Here is a 19,080-nt window from a genome sequence, read left to right on the forward strand (position 1 = left end):
TTTCCCCGGCGGGAAACTGCTCTACAGGGCTCGGGCGCCAGGGCATCGCCGGTTCACGGCGAATGCTCCGGCGTGGTGTTTTCACAGCATCCTCACCCGCTCGGGCGAACCTGCCCGATCGGGCTCTGCTCGATCCGGAGCCGCGTCCGATGTCCGACGACACGCCCGACCCGATGACGATCATCGCCGGCGCGCTGCCCTTCCTGAAGCGCTACGACGACCAGATCGTGGTGGTGAAGTATGGCGGCCACGCCATGGGCGAGGAGGCGACGGCGCTGCGCTTCGGCCGCGACATCGCGCTGCTCGAGCAGGTGGGCGTGCAGCCGGTGGTGGTGCATGGCGGCGGGCCGCAGATCAACGCCATGCTGAAGCGCCTCAACGTGCAGTCCACCTTCATCCAGGGCCTGCGCGTCACCGACGAGGCGATGCTCGACGTGGTCGAGATGGTCCTCGCCGGCCCGGTGAACAAGCAGGTGGCCGAGGCGATCACCCGCGCCGGCGCCATCGCCGTCGGCATCTCCGGCAAGGATGGCGGGCTGATCCGGGCGCGCAAGCTGATGCGCCGGGTGCTCGACCCCAACTCGCATATCGAGCAGGTGGTCGATCTGGGCTTCGTCGGCGAGCCGGAATCGGTCGATACCCGGGTGCTGGAGCTGCTGATCGGCGCCGATATCGTCCCCGTGGTGGCGCCGGTCGGCGTCGGCGCGGACGGCCAGACCTACAACATCAACGCCGATACGGTGGCCGGCGCGGTGGCCGGCGCGCTGCGCGCCGAGCGGCTGCTGCTGCTGACCGATGTGCGCGGCGTGCTCGGGCCCGATGGCGCGCTGATCCCGGAGATGACGGTCGCCGAGGTGCGGGCCGGCATCGCCGCCGGCTGGATCTCGGGTGGCATGATCCCGAAGGTCGAGACCTGCATCTACGCCATCGAGAAGGGGGTGAAGGGCGTCGTCATCCTCGACGGGCGGGTGCCGCATGCGGTGCTGCGCGAGCTGCTGACCGATCACGGGGCGGGCACGCTGATCAAGCCCTGAGGCCGGGACGCCCGGATGTCGGGCGGCGCGGCCCATCGCGGCATCAGGCGCTCAGCCGCTCGCGCCGCTCGGCCGCCCGCGGGGCGGGCGCCGCGGGCACCGTCAGCACCTCGATCTGCCATTGCATCTCGGCCACCGTCAGCGGCCAGCCGCCCGCCTCCGGCAGCGGCATCGCGGCATCGGGCGGGATATGCCCCAGCACGCCCTGGGCGAGGAGTGCCGAGCGCGGGTCGAAGCCCGCCTTCCAACACAGGCTGACCAGCGCCTTGGCGCTGCGCAGCTGCGCCACATGCTCGATGGCCAGCACCGGGACGCCGCTGCGCTCCGCCAGCAGCCGCAGCATGCGGGTGCGGTCGCCCCGCAAGGCCGCCTCCTCGAAGGCGAGCTCCGGCGAGAGCGAGTCCTCGCCGCGCCGCTCCAGCCGCAGGGCGACCCGGGCGCGCAGCACGCGGGCGAGGCTCGGGTCGAGATCGTTGCGGCTGATCAGCGGCGCCAGGAGGTGGTCGGCCACCATGGTGGCCAGCGTCAGCACCGCGCCCGCCGACAGACCGCTGCGGCGGACGAGGCTGTCCTGCCAGGCGGTATGCGTCGCCGCCTCGGCGACCAGCCGGTCGAGCGTGCGCTCGCGGATCGCCGCGGACTCATTGGCCAGCAGCGCGGCGGTCGCCGCCTCGTCGGCGCGGGCGACCACCGCCTCCGAGAGGCGCTCGCTGAGATGCGGCCGGCGGGCCACCGCGGTCACGGTCGCCGGCACCGGCGGCGCCGAGAGCAGGGCCAGCAGGTCCTCCTCGGTCAGCAGCGGCGAGAAGCGGATCACCGGCTCGGCGACCTCGATCGCCGTGTCCTGGGCGAGGCGCAGGATGAGCTCGCGCGGCGCATCCGGCATCGCCTGCAGCTCCTCGGCGATGACCTTGCGCACCATCACCGCTGTATCGGCGGCGAGGGCGCGGAGCGTGCTCCAGGCGAGGTTGTGCAGCCGGTCCGTGGCGGCGGCGAGCTCGGGCGCGCGCGGCGCCAGCTTGCGCCCGACCACGGCGCGCACCCGCGGGTCGTCGTCGCCGGCCAGCAGCGTGTCGGCCTGCACCGGCGTCGCCGCATTGGCTGCGACCGCGGCGCGCACCGTCGGGCGGCCGTCGCAGGCGAGGAAATAGAGGATCTCGGGGGCCGCCTCCGACCGGGAGGCCAGGGCGACGCGCTCGGCCGGCGTGCCCTCGGCGGCGATGCGCCGGGCCGCCTCGTAGCTTGGCGCCACCGTCACGAGGCCAGCCGCTGCGGCATGGCGGCCGTCGCCTCTCCCGCCGCCAGGACCCAGCGGTTCCGGCCGCCCTGCTTGGCGGCGTACATCGCGGCATCGGCGCGGGCGATGAGGCTCTCCGGGGCCTCGACGGCGCCGGGGCGGCGGATGGCGCAGCCGATGCTGACGGTCAGCGACGGCGTGCGGCCCTGCGGCCGCTCCGCGAGGTCGGCGGCCGCGGCGCAGAGCGCGGCGGCGCGGGCGGCGGCGCGCTCGGCATCCATGTCCTCCAGCCAGAGGGCGAACTCGTCGCCCCCGAGCCGCGCCGCGAGGTCGATCGGCCGCGTCATCTCGCGCAGCAGCCCGGCGAGGGCGACGAGCGCCGCATCGCCTGCTTCGTGTCCCAGTCGGTCATTGATCGGCTTCAAATTGTCCAGGTCGAGGAAGATCAGCGCCCCGAGCGCCCCGCCCGCCCGCAGCGGGTCGAGCGCCTGCCGGCCCAGCCGGCGCGCCAGGTCGTCGAGGAAGGCGCCGCGGTTCAGCAGGCCGGTCAGCGCATCGGTGCGGGCCTGGCGTTCCAGCCGCCGCTGCAGCGCCAGGTTGCCGAGCACGACGAACAGCATGTCGGAGAGCGCGACGAGGAGGTGCCGGTCATCGGCATCGAAGCCAGGCCGCCCGGCGCCGCGCCAGGCGAGGAGGGCCTGCTGCGGCTCGCCCGCCGATCGCTGCGGCAGCGGGGCGCTCGGGATCAGGGCCAGGGACTGGCCGCCGCGTCCGGCGAGGAAGACCGGCCGCTGCAACCTGTCGAGCCCCGGCAGCCCGGGCAGCAGGGGCGCCGGGTCGGCGCCCTCGCTGTGCGACACCACCATCCCGGCCTCGCCTCCTTCCAGGACCGCCGCGCCCTCGCAGCCGAGGGCGGTCTGCAGCGAGTCGAGCGTCGCGGTGAGCATGCGCGGCGCCAGGACCTCGCGCCGGACCCGGCTGACCAGGTGCTGCAGCGCCTCGGACCGTCGGAGTGCCGCGGCCTGGGCCGCCGCCTCCGCCATCTCGCGCGTCACGTCGCGGCCGGCGCCGCGCAGCCCGGCGAAGCCGCCGGCGGCGTCGGTGAGCGGGGCGAGGGAGAGGTGCAGGCAGGCGGCGCTGCCATCAGGGCGGCGGAACCAGGCGCGCAGATCCTCGGCCACGCCGCGCAGCGCGAAGGGATCGGGCTCGGGCGCGGCGAGCAGGTAGCGCCCGGGCTGGCCGAGCAGGGCATCGGCCAGCCAGCCGAGGGGCGCTTCGGGGGCGAGGAAGGTCAGGCGGCCCTCGGCATCCGTCTCGAACAGCAGGTCGGCGGCGAGGGTGGCGAAGTCCCGCCAGCGCTGGCGGGAATCGAGGAGCGCCCCGCAGAGATCCGCCGCCCCGACCAACTGGGAAGCGGCGTGACCACAGGGCGGACCGGCCAGTTCGTCGAGGGGGCTCATGACGCGCGAGTATCACCGCGTGAGATGAAGGATGCATTATCGACACGGATTGCCGGGGGCAGGTGCGCGTTGACGCCCCGGCGGCGCCTCGGCATGGTCCGCCGGCAATCCGGGCCGGCCTCGCCGCCCCGGCCGGTCAAGCCTCCGGTCACGCCTCGGGATATGATGGATCATGGACGCCAGCACGCTGCAGCCGCGCATCGAAGCCCTCTGGGAGCGGCGGGATACGCTCTCCCCGGCGACCCGCGGCGAGGACCGGGCGGTGATCGAGGGGGCGCTCGAGCTGCTGGATTCCGGCAAGGCGCGCGTCGCGGAGCCGGCTGGCGGCGCCGGCGAGTGGCGGGTGAACCAGTGGCTGAAGCAGGCGGTCCTCCTCTCCTTCCGCCTGACCGATTCCGCGCCGATGGCGACCGCCTCCGGCGCCTATGACAAGGTGCCGCTGAAATTCGCCGACTGGGGCGAGAACCGCTTCCGCGAGGCCGGCTTCCGCGCCGTGCCGGGCGCCGTGGTGCGCCGCTCCGCCTACATCGCCCCGGGCGTCGTGCTGATGCCCTCCTTCGTCAATCTCGGCGCCTATGTCGACCGCAACTCCATGGTCGATACCTGGGCGACGGTGGGTTCCTGCGCCCAGATCGGCAAGAACGTGCATCTCTCGGGCGGGGTCGGCATCGGCGGGGTGCTGGAGCCGCTGCAGGCCAACCCGGTGGTGATCGAGGACGACTGCTTCATCGGCGCCCGCTCCGAGGTCGCCGAGGGCGTCATCGTCGAGCGCGGCGCGGTGCTCTCCATGGGCGTCTTCATCGGCGCCTCGACCAAGATCATCGACCGCGCCACCGGCCAGGTGCATGTCGGCCGGGTGCCGTCCTATGCCGTGGTGGTGCCGGGCAGCCTGCCGGGGCGGCCGCTGCCGGATGGTTCGCCGGGCCCCTCGCTCTACTGCGCCGTCATCGTCAAGCGGGTGGATGCGCAGACCCGGGCGAAGACCAGCATCAACGAATTGCTGCGGGACTGAGCGGCATGGGCCAAGGCGGCATCGGCCAGGACATCGGGCGCCCGGATCGGGCGGCCACCGATCCCCTGCCGCTCGCGCAGGCACTCATCCGCTGCCCGAGCGTGACGCCGGCCGATGCCGGGGCGCTCGGGGTGCTCGAGGCGGCGCTCGCGCCGCTCGGCTTCGCCTGCCACCGGCTGCGCTTCGGTGAGGTGGAGAACCTCTACGCCCGGCGCGGCACGACGGGCCCGCATTTCTGCTTCGCCGGTCATACCGACGTCGTCCCGCCCGGTCCGGCCGAGGGCTGGGCCGACGATCCCTTCTCCGGCGCGGTGCGCGACGGCCGCCTCTACGGTCGCGGCGCCTGCGACATGAAGGGCGGCATCGCCGCCTTCGTCGCCGGCCTCGCCGACTACCTCGCCGCGCATCCGGAAGGCCGCGGCAGCATCAGCCTGCTGATCACCGGCGACGAGGAGGGGCCGGCGAAGGACGGCACGGCGAAGGTCCTGGACTGGATGGCCGCGCGCGGCGAGATCCCGGACATGGCACTGGTCGGCGAGCCGACCTCGCGCGCCCGGCTCGGCGACATCGTCAAGGTCGGGCGCCGTGGCAGCATGACGGCCTGGATCACCCTCTTCGGCATCCAGGGGCACAGCGCCTATCCGCAACGCGCCGACAACCCGATCCACCGGCTGGTGCGGGTGCTGCACCGGCTGACGGTGCAGCCGATCGACGGCGGATCGCAGTTCTTCGAGGCGACGACGCTGCAGGTGACCGGCTTCGATGTCGGCAACGCCGCCAACAACGTCATCCCCGGCGAGGCGCGGGCGATGCTGAACATCCGCTTCAACGACCTGCACAGCAGCGCCTCGCTGACCGAGATGCTGCATGCGGCGCTGCAGGCGGAGGAGTCGCGCTACGAGATGCGCGTCGAATGCTCGGGCGAGAGCTTCCTTACCCAGCCCGGCCCCTTCGTCGAGGCGCTGCAACGCGCGGTGCGGCGGGTGACGGGCGAGGCACCGGCGCTCGATACCGGCGGCGGCACCTCGGATGCGCGCTTCCTCGCCCGCCATTGCCGGGTCGCCGAGCTCGGCGCGGTCGGCAGCACCATGCACAAGATCGACGAATGCGTGCCGGTCGCCGAGCTGCGCGACCTCGCGGCGCTGTATCGGGGCGTGCTCGAGGAGTGTCTGGGCTGAGCCCCGCGACCCCGCTGCGGCAGGTCATCGCGACGGGGCTGCGCGGCGCCTTCCGGCTGGCGCAGGGCCGGGTGGACGGGCTGCTGCAGATCGAGGCGACGACCGAGGGGGTGCGCCGCAGCTTCTACGCGGCGCTGCTCTGCCTGCCGGCCTTCGTCGCGCTCAAGCTGCTCGCCTGGAGCGGCGCCCCGCCGGAAGCCGGGCTGACGCGGGGCTTCGCCGCCGAGCTCATCGGCTACGCCATTTCCTGGGCGGGCTTCGCCCTCGCCTCCCTGCCGCTCGCCGAGGCGCAGGGGCGGCGCGCCGAATGGCCGCATTTCATCGCCGCCTGGAACTGGGCGAATGTCGTGCAGTACCTGGTGCTGCTCGGCCTCACCCTGCCGGCGGCCTTCGGCCTGCCGGAGGTGCTGGCGCGCTGGCTGGGCCTGGCGGCGCTCGGCTACGCGCTCTGGCTGGAATGGTTCGTCGCCAAGGTGGCGCTCAACGTGCCGGGTGGCCGGGCCGTCGGCTTCGTCCTGCTCGACCTGCTCATCGGCATCTTCGTCGGCGGCTTCGTGGCGCAGCTCGCCGGGTGAGCCCGGCCGGGCGGGTCTAGCCGGGCATAGGGGCGGCTACTGCCAGTCGAGCGGCTCGGCATAGCGGACGAAGCTGAAGCAGAGGCCAGCCGCCGGCGCCGTCATGCCGGCGCGGGTGCGGTCGCGGCTCTCCAGCACCTGCCGCGGCCAGTCGATGCCGCGCCGGCCCTGGCCGACCTCGAGCAGCGTGCCGACCAGGTTGCGCACCTGATGGTGCAGGAAGCTGCGCGCCTCGGCGGTGATCACCACCTCCTCGCCCTGCCGCGCCACCTCCAGCCGGTCGAGCGTGCGCAGCGCCGAGGCGGCCTGGCAGGCGGCGGCGCGATAGGCGGAGAAATCGTGCTTCCCGAGCAGCCCCTGCGCCGCCGCGTGCATCGCCGCGGCATCGAGCGGCGATTTCACATGCCAGACCAGCCCCTCCTCCAGCGCCGGCCGGGCACGGCGGTTGAGGATGCGGTAGCGGTAGCCGCGGCGCAGTGCCGAGAAGCGGGCATGCCAGCCCGCCGGGGCCAGCGCCGCCCGTCGCACCGCGACCGGGTGCGGGCGGGTGTGGAAGTCGAGCGCCTCGCGCAGCCGGGCCGGGTCGATGGCGCGGTCGAGGGCGAGCTGCGCCACCTGCCCCTCGGCATGCACGCCGGCATCGGTGCGCCCGGCGGCGATGGCGGCGGGCGGGGCGCCGCCGTTCAGCCGTGCCGCCGCCGCCTCCAGCACCCCCTGCACCGAGAGCCCGTTCTCCTGCCGCTGCCAGCCGACGAAGGGGCCGCCATGATATTCCAGGGTAAGGGCGTAGAGGGGCACCGGCCGCCCCTCAGCCGTTGCCCAGCACCGTGCCGGGCGGCAGCGGGAAGCCGCGCAGGAAGGCCTCCGCCGGCAGCGGTCCGCGGCCGGGGCGCTGCAGCCGCAGCAGGCGGAGCGCGCCCTCGCCGCAGGCGATGGTCGGCGCCGCGTCCAGCACCGTGCCGGGCGGCCCGCTGCCCGCGGCCGGCTCGGCGGCGAGCAGGCGGATCGCCTCGCCGCCCTGCCGGAAGACCGTGCCGGGCCAGGGGTTGAGGGCGCGCACCCGGCGGTCGAGCGCGGCGGCGGATTCCCGCCAGTCGATCCCGGCATCGGCCTTGCTGAGCTTCGGCGCATAGGTCACGCCCTCGACCGGCTGCGGCACCGCCGGCGGCGCCTCGGCCAGGGCGCGCAGGATCAGCGCCGCCCCGGCGGCAGCGAGGGCGTCGTGCAGCGCCGGGGTCGTGCCGCGCGGCCCGATCGGCACCGCCGCCCGCAGCAGCATCGGGCCGGTGTCGAGCCCCTCCTCCATCTGCATGATGGTCACGCCGCTCTCGGCATCGCCGGCGAGGATGGCGGCCTGGATCGGCGCCGCGCCGCGCCAGCGTGGCAGCAGCGAGGCATGGATGTTGAGGCAGCCGCGCCGCGGCGCTGCCAGCATCGGCGCCGGCAGGATCAGCCCATAGGCGGCGACCACCGCGGCATCCAGGTCGAGCGCGGCGAAGGCGGCATGCTCGGCGGCGTCGCGGCGCAACCGGGCGGGGGTGCGGACCGGCAGGCCGAGTTCGAGCGCGGCGCGGTGGACCGGGCAGGGGGTCTCCTTCTGCCCGCGCCCCGCCGGCCGCGGCGGCTGGCAATAGACGGCCACAATGTCATGGCCCGCGCCATGCAGCGCCCGGAGCGCCGGGACGGCGAAATCCGGGCTGCCCATGAAGGCGAGCCGCAAGGTTGCGCTCACAAGGTCGCGCTCACTGGGGCTGCGCTCACGCCCGCGCCTTCGCCTTCAGCTCCTTGGCCAGCTTGCGGAGCAGCATGTTGCGCTTGAGCGGGCTCAGATGGTCGACGAAGAGCACGCCGTCGAGATGGTCGTATTCGTGCTGCAGGCAGGTGGCGAGCAGGCCCTCCGCCTCGATCTCCCGCTTCGCGCCGGTGAGGTCGTGGTAGCGCATCTTCACCCGGGCCGGCCGCGTCACCTCGGCATACTGGCCGGGAAGGGAGAGGCAGCCTTCCTCCCGCACCGCCTGCTCCTCGGAGAGGGCGACGATCTCGGGGTTCACCAGCACCATCGGCGCCGGGACGTCGTCCTTCTGCAGGTCGACGACGAACATCCGCAGCAGCTCCCCCACCTGCGGCGCGGCGAGGCCGATGCCCGGAGCCTTGTACATGGCGTCCAGCATGCGCGGCGCGAGGGTGCGGACGGCATCGGCATCGGCGGGGCCGACCGGGCGGGCCTTGGCCCGCAGATGCGGGTCGGGCACCAGGAGGATGGGCAGGAGGTCGGCGTCGGACATCGGTTGGGTCACCTGGGGCGCCGGGCGGAGGGGCGCCAGGGAAAAATGTCACCTCGGGCGGAGGAGGATTGCCGGGGAGGTAGCCCCTGCGTGACCCCCTTGCAACGGCCGTCCGCCCTGCCGACATTGCAGTCCTGGACGGGTGCTTCGGGCCCGTCCTGCCGCTTCGCTCCGCATGAGGAGGCCACCGTGTCGCGTCCATCGGTCTTCGGATCGCCCCTGTTCCTCGGCTTCGACCATCTCGAGCAGATGCTCGACCGGGTCGCGAAGAGCGCCGATGGCTACCCCCCCTACAATATCGAGCAGACCGGCGAGAGCCGCTTGCGCATCACCCTCGCCGTTGCCGGCTTCGCGATGGAGGACCTGCAGATCACGCAGGAAGACAACCAGCTCGTGATCCGCGGCCGCCAGAAGGATGACAGCGAGGGGCGCGTCTTCCTGCACCGCGGCATCGCCGCTCGGCAGTTCCAGCGCGCCTTCGTCCTGGCCGAGGGCATCGAGGTGGAGGGGGCCTGGCTCGACAATGGCCTGTTGCATGTGGACCTACGTCGGCCGCAGCCGGAGGTGCGGGTGAAGACCATCCCGATCGGTGGCGGCACGTCCGGTGGCACTTCGGGCCTCGGCGCCGGCGGCCCGGCCACGGGGACCACCAGGATCAACGGGGCCAGCCGCACCGTTGTCGAAGGGCGCGTCAGCCGCGGCTGACGGGGCGCGCCTCACATCATCCGGGGTGGCCTGACGAACCCGGCGTGCATCACGGCGCTTAGGGAAGGTTCGGTCGCTCCAGGCCGCATGGGCTTTGGCCATGCTGGAAGGAGAGTTTTCGAGATGAAGAGCAGCAACCCGACCCACGCACCCGCCGAGCCCTCCGCGATCGCCCTGTCCCTGCGGCAGCTCTCGCTCGCCGATTGGCAGCGCTTCGGCGCCGAGGAGATCGCTTATCTGCGGCCGGTGCTGGTGAATGGCCAGCACGCCATCGCGATCCATGCCGCGGACGGTACCCCGATCGGCGCCGCGCCGAGCCAGGATCTGGCGATCGCCGCCATCCTGCAGCACGAGATGGCGCCCGCGCTGGTGCACTGAGCACTGCCCACAAGCGCTGCGCGGCTTTGTGGGGCGCAGGAAGTCCCTTCTGCCCGAGGCGCGTCACAGCCTGCCGCGGCCAAGCCGCGGCAGGGCAACGGGTGGCAGTGGTTCTGATGGGCGCCTACGGGGCCAGGCGCGGCGCGGGCTCAGCGGCCCGGTTCGGCGACGACCGGCAAATGCGCTGCCAACTCGTCCACCAGCACGCGCTTGTTCTCCGTATAGTCGATCGGCACCGTCACGAGGTGCACGCCGCCGGCGCGGAAGGCGGTCTCCAGCACCGGGATCAACTCGCCGGTGGCGCCGACCCGATGGCCCGTCGCGCCATAGGCCTCGGCATAGCGGACGAAATCCGGATTGCCGAAGGTCATGCCGAAATCGGGGAAGCGGTCCACCGACTGCTTCCAGCGGATCATGCCATAGGCGCCATCCTCGAGCAGCAGCACGACCAGGTTCAGCCCCAGGCGGACCGCGGTCTCCATCTCCTGGCTGTTCATCATGAAGCCGCCATCGCCGCAGACGGCGAGCACGCGCCGGTCCGGATGCAGCATCGCCGCCATCATCGCCGAGGGCAGCCCCGCGCCCATGGTTGCGAGGGCGTTGTCGAGCAGCAGGGTGTTCGCCACCGTGGTGCGGTAGTTGCGCGCGAACCAGATCTTGTACATCCCGTTGTCGAGCGCGACGATCCCGTCCTCCGGGATCACTTGCCGGACATCGTGCACGAGGCGCTGCGGCGTGACGGGGAAGCGCTCCTCGGTGGCGCGGTCGGCGATCCGCCCGAGGATGCCCTCGCGCAGCGGCAGCAGCGCCCCGGCCCGGCGCAGCCGGCCCTCGAGCCTGTCGGCGAGCAGCTCGAGACTCGGCCCGACATCGCCGATCACCTCGGCATGCGGGAAATAGACCTGCTCGACCTGCGCCGGCGTGTAGCTGACATGGATCACCTTCGGCCCGCCCGGCCCCATGATGAAGGGAGGCTTCTCGATGGTGTCGTGGCCGATCGCGATGATCAGGTCGGCACGCTCGATCGCCTCATGCACGTAGTCGCGTTCCGAGAGCGCCGCCGTGCCCATGTACAGGTTCGATCCGCCCGCCACGGTGCCCTTGCCCATCTGGGTGGTGAAGAAGGGGATGCGGGTGCGCCGGACGAAGCCGGCGAGCCCGGCCGTCGCGCGCGGCCGGCTGGCGGCGGCGCCGAGCATGACGAGCGGCCGCTCGGCCGCAAGGATCATCTCGGCGGCGCGATCCAGCGAGGCGCGGTGCGCGACGGGGATCTCGATCGGATGCGGCGGCACCAGGGGCGACGGCCCGGCGACCGTCTCGGCCGCGATGTCCTCCGGCAATTCGAGATGGACGGGACCCGGACGTTCTTCCTGCGCCACGCGGAAGGCGTCGCGCACCAGGGGCGGGATGGTGGCCGGCGAGACGATCTGCCGGGTGAGCTTGGTCAGCGGCCGCATGGTGGCGACGATGTCGACGATCTGGAAGCGGGCCTGGCGGCTGCTGAGGATGCCCTTCTGCCCGGTGATCATCACCATCGGCATGGCGCCGAGATGCGCATAGGCGGCGCCGGTGACGAGGTTCAGCGCGCCGGGACCGAGGGTGCTGAGGCAGACGCCGGGGCGGCCCGTGAGCCGGCCATGGGTCGCGGCCATGAAGGCGGCAGGTTGCTCGTGCCGGGTGAGGACCAGCTCGATGCGGGAGGTGCGCAGGGATTCGACGACATCGAGATTCTCCTCGCCCGGGACCCCGAAGATCCGGTCCACGCCCTCGTTCTCGAGTGCGGCCACCAGCAGGTCGGATGCCTTGGTCATCCTCGCCCTTCTCCTCAGCTCAGGCCCCGATATCCGGGGCGCGCCGCCCGGCCCGCCCGCGGCCAGCCTGCCATGCCCGGCGAGGCAGCGACATGCGGAGAACGCCTCGGCGCATCGGGTTGTTCATCCCCGCCCTGGCCATGCCGACCGCCGGAGCAGCGGTTGCGCAGGGGCGGCGGGGTCGCCCAAGCTGCGTGGGGCGGCCCTGAGCGCCGCGGCGTCGGCACCAGGCTGCCCAGGACCGGCAAGGATCAGCCATGTTCGAGCGCATTCGGGCGACGCTTCTCTATTTCAGGCAGGCGGTGCCGTTCCGGTTGGTGCCGGCGACCATCACCACCCTCGTCCTCGTCGCGCTGCTGCTGGTGCCGGTTCCCGAGGGGCTCACGCCGAAGGCCTGGGGCCTGGTTGCGATCTTCCTGACGACGATCGTCGCCATCATCCTCAAGGTGATGCCGATCGGCGTGATGGCGATGATGGCAATCGTCATCGTCTCGCTGTCGCAGGTGACCTCCGCCTCCTCGCGCGGCGCCGTGGCGGATGCGCTGGCGAGCTTCTCCAGCCCGCTCATCTGGCTCATCGTGGTGGCGATCCTGATCTCCCGCGGCCTGAAGAAAACGGGGCTGGGCAGCCGGATCGGCCTCATCTTCATCGCGCTGCTCGGCCGCCGGACGATCGGGATCGGCTACGGCCTCGCGGTCTGCGAGCTGGCGCTGGCGCCCTTCACGCCCAGCAATACGGCGCGCGGCGGCGGCATCGTGCATCCGATCATGCGCTCGATCGCCACGGTCTTCGACTCCGATCCCGCCAAGGGCACGGAGCGCAAGATCGGCACCTACCTGGCGCTGGTGAACATGCATGCCAACACCATCACCTCCGGCATGTTCGTCACCGCCACCGCGCCGAATCCGCTCGTGGTCGATTACGTGGCCCGGGTGACGAACCAGCAATTCCACCTGAGCTGGACCACCTGGGCGCTGTGCATGCTGGTGCCGGGCCTCGCCTGCCTCGCGCTGATGCCGCTCGTGCTCTCCGTGCTGTCGCCACCCGAGATGCGGGCCACGCCGCATGCGGTGGAGTATGCCGCCGCCGAGCTTCGGCGCATGGGACCGGTGAGCGCCAGGGAGAAGGTGATGATCGGCACCTTCCTGCTGCTGCTGGTGCTATGGGCCAATATCCCGGCGATGCTGTTCGGGCCCGCCTTCACGCTCGACCCGACTGCGGTGGCCTTCGTCGGCCTCTTCGCCCTCATCATCACCGGCACGCTCGACTGGGACGACGTGCTGTCGGAGAAGAGCGCCTGGGACACGCTGGTCTGGTTCGGCGCGCTGGTGATGATGGCGGAGCAGCTGAACAAGGTGGGCGTGATCGCCTGGTTCTCCGACAGCCTCAAGGACGGCATCGTCGCCGCCGGCCTCGGCTGGGAGGCGGCCGCGGCGCTGCTGGTGCTGCTCTTCGTGTTCTCCCACTACCTCTTCGCCAGCACCACCGCGCATGTCAGCGCCATGATGCTGGCCTTCCTCACGGTCGGCGTGCAGCTCGTGCCGCCGGACTACCATGCGCCCTTCCTGCTCATGATGGTCGCCGGCTCGACCATCATGATGACGCTGACCCACTACGCCACCGGCACCTCGCCGATCATCTTCGGCAGCGGCTATGTCACGCTCGGCGCCTGGTGGCGGGTGGGCTTCGTGATGTGCCTGGGCGAGCTCGTCATCTACGCGCTGCTCGGCGGGTTGTGGTGGAAGCTGCTGGGCTTCTGGTGAGGGCGGCGGCGCTCAGGACACCCGGCGCAGGTGCCGCACCGGCCGGCCCGGCGCGGCCGCCTCGGCCGCCGCGACGATGGCGCGCACATCCAGCCCGTGCTTGCCGTAGAGGTCCTGGATCGTGCCGGTCTGGCCGAAGCGTTCCACGCCGAGAGCGCGCAGCCGGTGGCCATGCACCGAGCCGAGCCAGCTCAGCGTCGTCGGGTGGCCATCCAGCACGGTGACCAGGGCGCAATGGCCCGGCAGCGGCGCCAGCAGGCGCTCGACATGCGAGACGGCGTCCCGCTGCCCCATCTCGCGCAATCGCTGCGCCGCCAGCCAGCCGGCATGCAGCCGGTCGGCCGAGGGCACGGCCAACAGCCCGACATCGCGCCGGTCCTCGGCCAGCAGCCCGACCGCCTGGATCGCCTCGGGCGTCACCGCGCCGCTGCAGGCGATGACGATCTGGGCGTTCGGGCCCGGCTCGCGCAGCCAGTAGGCGCCCTGCAGGATGTCCGCCGCGAGGGCCGGCGTCATGGCGCGGCGCGGCTGCTCCAGGGCGCGGGTGGAAAGGCGGAGATAGACCGAACCTCCGGCCTCGTCGCGCAGCAGCGAGTCTGGCGGCGCCTCGCCCTCCCGCTGCACATGCGCGAGGGCGAAGCGCAGCACCACCGCCAGCTCGTCGAGGAAGGCCGGCTCGAAGCTCGCCAGCCCGTCCTGCGACAGGCCGATCAGCGGCGTCTTGATCGACTGATGCGCCCCGCCTTCGGGCGCGAGGGTGACGCCGGAGGGCGTGGCGACCAGGATGAAGCGCGCATCCTGGTAGCAGGCATAGTTCAGCGCATCGAGACCGCGTTCTATGAAGGGGTCGTAGAGCGTGCCGATGGGGATCAGCCGCTCCCCCTCGATGCTGTGGGCGAGGCCGAGCGCCGAGAGCATGAGGAAGAGGTTCATCTCGGCGATGCCCAGCTCCATGTGCTGGCCGGCGGGCGAGAAGCTCCAGTTGAAGGTGGAGGGGATGCGCTCGCGCCGGAACAGATCCGCCATCTCCTCACGGGCGAAGAGGCCGCGCCGGTTCACCCAGGCGCCGAGATTGGTCGAGACGGTGACGTCGGGGCTGGTGGTGACGATGCGCCGCGCCAGCTCGGTATCGGATTTCGCCAGCTCGTGCATCAGCAGGCCGAAGCCCTGCTGCGTGGAGGCGACGGGCTGGGCGGGCACCGGCAAAGCCTCGGGCACCGGCAGGGCGGGGGCGGTCAGGCGGCGCGACCCGCCCTGGGCGAAGGGCACCGCCTCGAGGAAAGCGCGCAGCTCGGCCTCGGGCAGGTCGAGCCCCTCGAAGGGCTCCCATTCATGCCCCTCCCGCACCTGCATGGCGGCGCGCAGCACCTCGAGCTGCGCCGGGGTCATCAGCCCGGCATGGTTGTCCTTGTGCCCGGCCAGCGGCAGGCCGAAGCCCTTGATGGTGTAGGCGATGAAGCAGACCGGCCGGTCATGCGCGCGCGCCGCCTCGAAGGCCTCCAGCATGGTCCCGAGGTCATGGCCGCCGAGATTGCCCATCAGCGCCGCCAGCTCCGCATCGGAACGGCGGGCGATCAGCGCCGAGACCTCGCCCTGGTCGCCGAGCTCGTCCAGCAGCCGCTTCCGCCAGGCGGCGCCGCCCTGGAAGGTGAGGGCGGAATAGAGCTGGTTCGGGCAGGCCTCGATCCATTCGCGCAGCCGCTCGCCGCCCGGCTCGGCGAAGGCGGCCTGCTGCAGCCTGCCATGGCGCAGCACGACGACGTCCCAGCCGAAATTGCGGAAGGTGGCCTCCAGCCGCGACCACAGCCCCTCGCGCACCACGGCGTCCAGGCTCTGGCGGTTGTAGTCCACCACCCACCAGCAATTGCGCAGCCCGTGCTTCCAGCCCTCGGTCAGCGCCTCGAAGATGTTGCCCTCGTCCATCTCGGCATCGCCGATCAGGGCGACCATCTTCCCCTCCGGTCGTTCGCCGCCCCAGCCCTTGGCGCGGACATAGTCCTGCACCAGGGCGGAGAAGAGGGTCTGCGCCACGCCGAGGCCGACCGAGCCGGTGGAGAAATCCACCTCCACCGTGTCCTTGGTGCGGGAAGGATAGGACTGCGCCCCGCCGAGGCCGCGGAAGGCTTCCATCTTCTCGCGCGTCTGCCGGCCGAGCAGGTACTGGATGGCGTGGAAGACCGGCGAGGCATGCGGCTTCACCGCCACCCGGTCCTCGGGCCGGAGCGCCGCGAAGTAGAGCGCGGTCATGATCGTCGCCATGGAGGCGGAGGAGGCCTGGTGGCCGCCGACCTTCAGCCCGTCCTCGCTCGGCCGCAGGTGGTTGGCGTTGTGGATCATCCAGGTCGCCAGCCAGAGGGTCTTCTTCTCGAGCGCCGAAAGGGCGCGCAGCCGGTCGATGGCCATGACGGTCCTGCCTCCTGTTCCGCGGCATTCTAGGCGGCGGCCACGGGCGTTTCTCGCTGATTTGGGTTGTCTGGGAACGTGGTTGGGACAGAATCTGCCAAGATCACGGCGGTATGGGATGGAATATGGCCGAAAAGGCGCTGGATGAGACGGATCGCCGGATCATCGCCTTGCTGCAGGTGGAGGGGCGGCTCAGCATCCAGGACCTCGCCACGCGCTGCGGCCTCTCGCCCTCGCCCTGCCTGCGCCGCGTGCGGGCGCTGGAGGCCTCTGGGGTCATCACCGGCTATGCGGCGGTCATCGACCAGGCGCGGGTCGGGTTGCCGGTCAGCGTCTTCGCCTCGGTCAAGCTGGAGCGGCAGCGGGAGGATGCGCTCGACCGCTTCGAGGCCAGCGTCGCCCGCTGGCCGGAGGTGGTGGATTGCTACCTGATGACCGGGCAGCGGGACTACCTGCTGCGCATCGTCGTGCGCGACATCGAGGCCTATGAGCGCTTCCTGAAGGACAAGCTCACGCGCCTCGAAAGCGTCGCCTCCATCGAATCGAGCTTCGCCCTTGGCCAGGTGAAGCGTTCCAGCGCCCTGCCGATCGCCTGATCCCGGCCCCCTTCAATCGAGCTTCACGTTCGCCGCCTGCGCCACCGCACGCCAGCGCGTCACCTCCTCGGCGATGAAGTGGGCGAATTCGGTCGGCGGCAGCGGGGCGGCCACCGCGCCCTGCTCCTCGATCCGCGCCGCGAAGCCGGGATCGCGGGTGAGCGCCAGCGTCTCCTCGGCGAGGCGGGCGGCGATGGGCGCCGGCGTGCCGGCGGGGGCGATCAGCCCGGCCCAGCCGATGGCCGCGAAGCCGGGCAGGTTGGCCGCCTCGGCGACGGTCGGGATCTCGGGCGCCTGCGGCATGCGCTGCGGCGCGGTGACGCCGAGCGCGCGCACCCGCCCGGCCCGGATATGCGGCAGGGCGGCGGCCAGGCTGTCGAACATCAGCGTGACATTGCCGGCGATGAGATCCGCCATGGCCGGCCCGGAGCCGCGATAGGGGATGTGCGTCAGCCTGATGCCGGCGCGCTGGGCGAAGGCCTCGGCCGCCAGGTGCAGGCTGCTGCCCGGCCCGCCCGAGGCATAGTCGATGCTGCCCGGCGCCGCCTTGGCCCGGGCGATCAGCGCCGGCAGGTCGGCGATGCCGAGGCGCGGATGCGCCACCGCGACCAGGGGCGTGGTGAAGACCAGGCTGATCGGCGTGAAGTCCCGCGCCACGTCATAGGGCAGCGTGTCCATGACCGCCGGATTGATGGCCAGCGGCCCGGAGGAGGCCATGCCGAGCGTGTAGCCATCGGCCGGCGCATGCGCGATCGCCTCCATGCCCGGGATGCTGGCGCCGCCGCCGCGGTTCTCGATAACGAGGCTCTGGCCGAGCCGCTCGCCCAGCCGCTCCGCCAGCAGCCGGGCCATGATGTCCGTCGCCTGGCCGGGCGGGAAGGGGACCACCACCCGGATCGGCCGCGCCGGCCAGCCGGCCTGCGCCCCGGCAGGTCCGGCGGCGGCGAGGCCGGCGAGGGCCAGGAGGACGCGGCGGCCAAGGGTGGGGAAGGGCGATGCGGTCATGCTGCCTCTCCGCGGTTGCGCATGTGCCGGGCCAGCCCCTCGACCTGCGGCAGGACCAGGGGGCCGAGGGCCGGGTCCTCCACCGTCTCCGCCCAGGCCTGGCGGAAGCAGGCGAGCCAGCCCTCGATCTCCGCCTCGGCGATGGGCGCGTGCAGGTGCCGCCGGCGCAGCATCGGCGGGCCGTATTTGTCGGTGAAGAGCGGCGGCCCGCCGAGCCAGCCCGAGAGGTACTCGAACAGCTTCTGCTCGGCGCCGGCCAGGCTCTCCGGATGGATGGCGCGGCAGGCGGCGGCCTCGGGCAGGCTGTCCATCAGGGCGTAGAAGCGGCGGGTGAAGCGGCGCAGCCCCGCCTCGCCGCCGATCCGCGCATAGGGCGTCGCCGCCGGCGCCCCGCTCATGCCGGGCGTTGCGCCGCCACCGGCTGCTGCAGCCGCAGCCAGGCCAGGGCGCAGACCGCGACCATGAGCAGGCAGATCGAGTACCAGTTCAGCGGCGCCCAGCCGAGATGCTCGTGCAGGAAGCCGGCGAGGAAGCTCGCGCTCGCCGTCGTGCCGAAGACCAGGAAGTCGTTCAGCGCCTGGGTCTTGCCGCGTTCGCTCGGACGGTAGCAGGTGGTCACCATCGTGGTCGCGCCGACGAAGAGGAAATTCCAGCCGATGCCATTCAGCGTCAGCGCGATGCGGAAATGCCATTCCGTCATCCCGCCGATGCCGGTGGCGATGCCGAGCAGCAGGATGGCGATGCCGGTCGCCATGACCGGCATGGTGCCGAAGCGGTTGATCAGGGTGCCGGTGAAGAAGGCCGGCACGAACATGCCGAGGACGTGCAGCATGATGACCAGATGCGCCTCGGTCTGCGGCAGGCCGCAGGCGACGATGGCGATGGGCGAGGCGCTCATCAGGAAGGACATCAGCCCGAAGGCGGTCATGGCCGAGAGCACCGCGACGATGAAGCGCGGCTGGGCGGCAATCTCGCGCAACGGGCGCGGCGGCAACGGGTCGGCCGCGCCTGGCATGGCGGCGCTCGGCGCCAGCATCGGCGGGAAGCGGATGAAGGACATGACGATGAAGACGGTGAGGTGGATCCCGACCATGGCCGCATAGGTGCCGAGATAGAGCGGCACCAGCTTGTCATAGGTGAGCGAGACCAGGCTCGGCCCGAGCAGGGCGGAGACCACGCCGCCGGCGGTGACCCAGGAGATGGCCCGCGCCCGCCAGTCGCTCGGCACCAGTTCCACCGCCGCGAAGCGGTACATCTGCAGGCTGGCGACGGCATAGCCGAGGAGCAGGCCGCCGAGGCACATGGTGACGAGGCTGGCATGGTAGAGGCCGAGGCCGACCGTCGTCGCGCCGGCCATGCCGAACACCGAGCCGAGCCGGAAGCCGAAGCGCCGCCCCATGCGCTGCATCAGCAGCCCGGCCGGGAAGACCGAGAGCATGACGCCGAGATGCTGCATCGTCACCGGCAGGGTGGCGAGGTCGCGCTCCGGGAAGAAGGTGACGACCGAGATCGCGGTCGCCGCGAACATCATGGTGTTGCCGGACTGGCCGATCGCCTGGCAGCAGGCGAGGAGGAAGAGGTTGCGCCGCATGGCGCCGTCGAGGTGCTGCTGCATCGGCCTTCTGGCGTTTCCCGCCG

Annotated in this window: 18 protein-coding genes; 8 read left to right on the forward strand and 10 right to left on the reverse strand. The window is 72.2% G+C overall.

Annotated features, from left to right (window positions below):
- Nucleotides 1-149: 149 nt before the first annotated feature.
- Nucleotides 150-1,034 (forward strand): acetylglutamate kinase, encoded by an 885-nt coding sequence (gene argB / locus HJG45_RS18730; RefSeq protein WP_171613794.1) that lies wholly within the window; start codon nucleotides 150-152, stop codon nucleotides 1,032-1,034.
- Nucleotides 1,035-1,077: 43 nt separating this feature from the next.
- On the opposite strand, the gene HJG45_RS18735 is transcribed toward argB, so the two are convergent.
- Both HJG45_RS18735 and HJG45_RS18740 read right to left on the reverse strand, forming a co-directional pair.
- Nucleotides 1,078-2,292: a DUF2336 domain-containing protein gene (locus tag HJG45_RS18735; RefSeq protein WP_171613796.1), complete on the reverse strand. Its 1,215-nt coding sequence runs from the start codon at nucleotides 2,290-2,292 to the stop codon at nucleotides 1,078-1,080.
- The gene (locus HJG45_RS18740; RefSeq protein WP_171613806.1) at nucleotides 2,289-3,731 is read right to left on the reverse strand and encodes a diguanylate cyclase domain-containing protein; all 1,443 of its coding nucleotides are present in this window, start codon (nucleotides 3,729-3,731) and stop codon (nucleotides 2,289-2,291) included. Before HJG45_RS18740 ends, HJG45_RS18735 begins: the two co-directional genes overlap by 4 nt.
- Nucleotides 3,732-3,903: 172 nt before the next feature.
- Between HJG45_RS18740 and dapD the strand changes: the two genes are divergently transcribed.
- The 3 genes from dapD to HJG45_RS18755 are packed head-to-tail and all read left to right on the forward strand — an operon-like array spanning nucleotide 3,904 to nucleotide 6,496.
- Nucleotides 3,904-4,743, forward strand: a complete 840-nt coding sequence (gene dapD / locus HJG45_RS18745) for a 2,3,4,5-tetrahydropyridine-2,6-dicarboxylate N-succinyltransferase (protein ID WP_171613808.1) — start codon at nucleotides 3,904-3,906, stop codon at nucleotides 4,741-4,743.
- 5 nt (nucleotides 4,744-4,748) lie between these two features.
- Nucleotides 4,749-5,921: a succinyl-diaminopimelate desuccinylase gene (dapE, locus tag HJG45_RS18750; RefSeq protein WP_171613810.1), complete on the forward strand. Its 1,173-nt coding sequence runs from the start codon at nucleotides 4,749-4,751 to the stop codon at nucleotides 5,919-5,921.
- Nucleotides 5,909-6,496: a hypothetical protein gene (locus HJG45_RS18755; protein WP_171613812.1), complete on the forward strand. Its 588-nt coding sequence runs from the start codon at nucleotides 5,909-5,911 to the stop codon at nucleotides 6,494-6,496. Before dapE ends, HJG45_RS18755 begins: the two co-directional genes overlap by 13 nt.
- 36 nt (nucleotides 6,497-6,532) lie before the next feature.
- Here the strand turns inward: HJG45_RS18755 and truA are convergent, their stop codons facing one another.
- From truA to def, 3 genes are read right to left on the reverse strand one after another with little or no spacing between them, the layout of a single operon-like run.
- Nucleotides 6,533-7,294: a tRNA pseudouridine(38-40) synthase TruA gene (truA, locus tag HJG45_RS18760; protein ID WP_171613814.1), complete on the reverse strand. Its 762-nt coding sequence runs from the start codon at nucleotides 7,292-7,294 to the stop codon at nucleotides 6,533-6,535.
- A gap of 10 nt (nucleotides 7,295-7,304) precedes the next feature.
- A complete protein-coding gene (fmt, locus tag HJG45_RS18765; RefSeq protein WP_171613887.1) occupies nucleotides 7,305-8,216 on the reverse strand; it encodes a methionyl-tRNA formyltransferase in 912 nt (303 codons plus the stop codon).
- Nucleotides 8,217-8,253: 37 nt separating this feature from the next.
- On the reverse strand, nucleotides 8,254-8,781 hold the full coding sequence (def, locus tag HJG45_RS18770) for a peptide deformylase (protein ID WP_171613816.1): 528 nt from the start codon (nucleotides 8,779-8,781) through the stop codon (nucleotides 8,254-8,256).
- 249 nt (nucleotides 8,782-9,030) lie between these two features.
- Here def and HJG45_RS18775 point away from each other — a divergent pair, with 249 nt between their 5' ends.
- Together HJG45_RS18775 and HJG45_RS18780 are read left to right on the forward strand one after the other, a co-directional pair.
- Entirely contained in the window at nucleotides 9,031-9,486 is a 456-nt protein-coding gene (locus tag HJG45_RS18775) for an Hsp20 family protein (protein ID WP_254452634.1), read from the forward strand.
- Between the two features lie 123 nt (nucleotides 9,487-9,609).
- Nucleotides 9,610-9,864 (forward strand): DUF1150 family protein, encoded by a 255-nt coding sequence (locus tag HJG45_RS18780; protein ID WP_171613820.1) that lies wholly within the window; start codon nucleotides 9,610-9,612, stop codon nucleotides 9,862-9,864.
- Between the two features lie 149 nt (nucleotides 9,865-10,013).
- Here the strand turns inward: HJG45_RS18780 and HJG45_RS18785 are convergent, their stop codons facing one another.
- The gene (locus HJG45_RS18785) at nucleotides 10,014-11,675 is read right to left on the reverse strand and encodes an acetolactate synthase large subunit (RefSeq protein ID WP_171613822.1); all 1,662 of its coding nucleotides are present in this window, start codon (nucleotides 11,673-11,675) and stop codon (nucleotides 10,014-10,016) included.
- Nucleotides 11,676-11,932: 257 nt separating this feature from the next.
- Between HJG45_RS18785 and HJG45_RS18790 the strand changes: the two genes are divergently transcribed.
- The gene (locus HJG45_RS18790; RefSeq protein WP_171613824.1) at nucleotides 11,933-13,438 is read left to right on the forward strand and encodes a DASS family sodium-coupled anion symporter; all 1,506 of its coding nucleotides are present in this window, start codon (nucleotides 11,933-11,935) and stop codon (nucleotides 13,436-13,438) included.
- A gap of 12 nt (nucleotides 13,439-13,450) precedes the next feature.
- Here HJG45_RS18790 and HJG45_RS18795 read toward each other — a convergent pair whose 3' ends face one another.
- The gene (locus HJG45_RS18795) at nucleotides 13,451-15,841 is read right to left on the reverse strand and encodes a transketolase-like TK C-terminal-containing protein (RefSeq protein WP_171613826.1); all 2,391 of its coding nucleotides are present in this window, start codon (nucleotides 15,839-15,841) and stop codon (nucleotides 13,451-13,453) included.
- 125 nt (nucleotides 15,842-15,966) lie between these two features.
- Between HJG45_RS18795 and HJG45_RS18800 the strand changes: the two genes are divergently transcribed.
- Entirely contained in the window at nucleotides 15,967-16,437 is a 471-nt protein-coding gene (locus tag HJG45_RS18800) for an Lrp/AsnC family transcriptional regulator (RefSeq protein WP_171613828.1), read from the forward strand.
- Between the two features lie 12 nt (nucleotides 16,438-16,449).
- Here HJG45_RS18800 and HJG45_RS18805 read toward each other — a convergent pair whose 3' ends face one another.
- The 3 genes from HJG45_RS18805 to HJG45_RS18815 are packed head-to-tail and all read right to left on the reverse strand — an operon-like array spanning nucleotide 16,450 to nucleotide 19,057.
- Nucleotides 16,450-17,442: a tripartite tricarboxylate transporter substrate binding protein gene (locus tag HJG45_RS18805; protein WP_171613830.1), complete on the reverse strand. Its 993-nt coding sequence runs from the start codon at nucleotides 17,440-17,442 to the stop codon at nucleotides 16,450-16,452.
- A complete protein-coding gene (locus HJG45_RS18810) occupies nucleotides 17,439-17,840 on the reverse strand; it encodes a group II truncated hemoglobin (RefSeq protein WP_171613832.1) in 402 nt (133 codons plus the stop codon). The genes HJG45_RS18805 and HJG45_RS18810 overlap by 4 nt, the downstream gene beginning before the upstream one ends.
- Nucleotides 17,837-19,057 (reverse strand): MFS transporter, encoded by a 1,221-nt coding sequence (locus HJG45_RS18815; RefSeq protein WP_171613834.1) that lies wholly within the window; start codon nucleotides 19,055-19,057, stop codon nucleotides 17,837-17,839. Before HJG45_RS18815 ends, HJG45_RS18810 begins: the two co-directional genes overlap by 4 nt.
- Nucleotides 19,058-19,080 lie beyond the last annotated feature (23 nt).

It is taken from the genome of Roseicella sp. DB1501 (genome assembly GCF_013112485.1).
Taxonomy (GTDB): Bacteria; Pseudomonadota; Alphaproteobacteria; order Acetobacterales; family Acetobacteraceae; genus Paracraurococcus.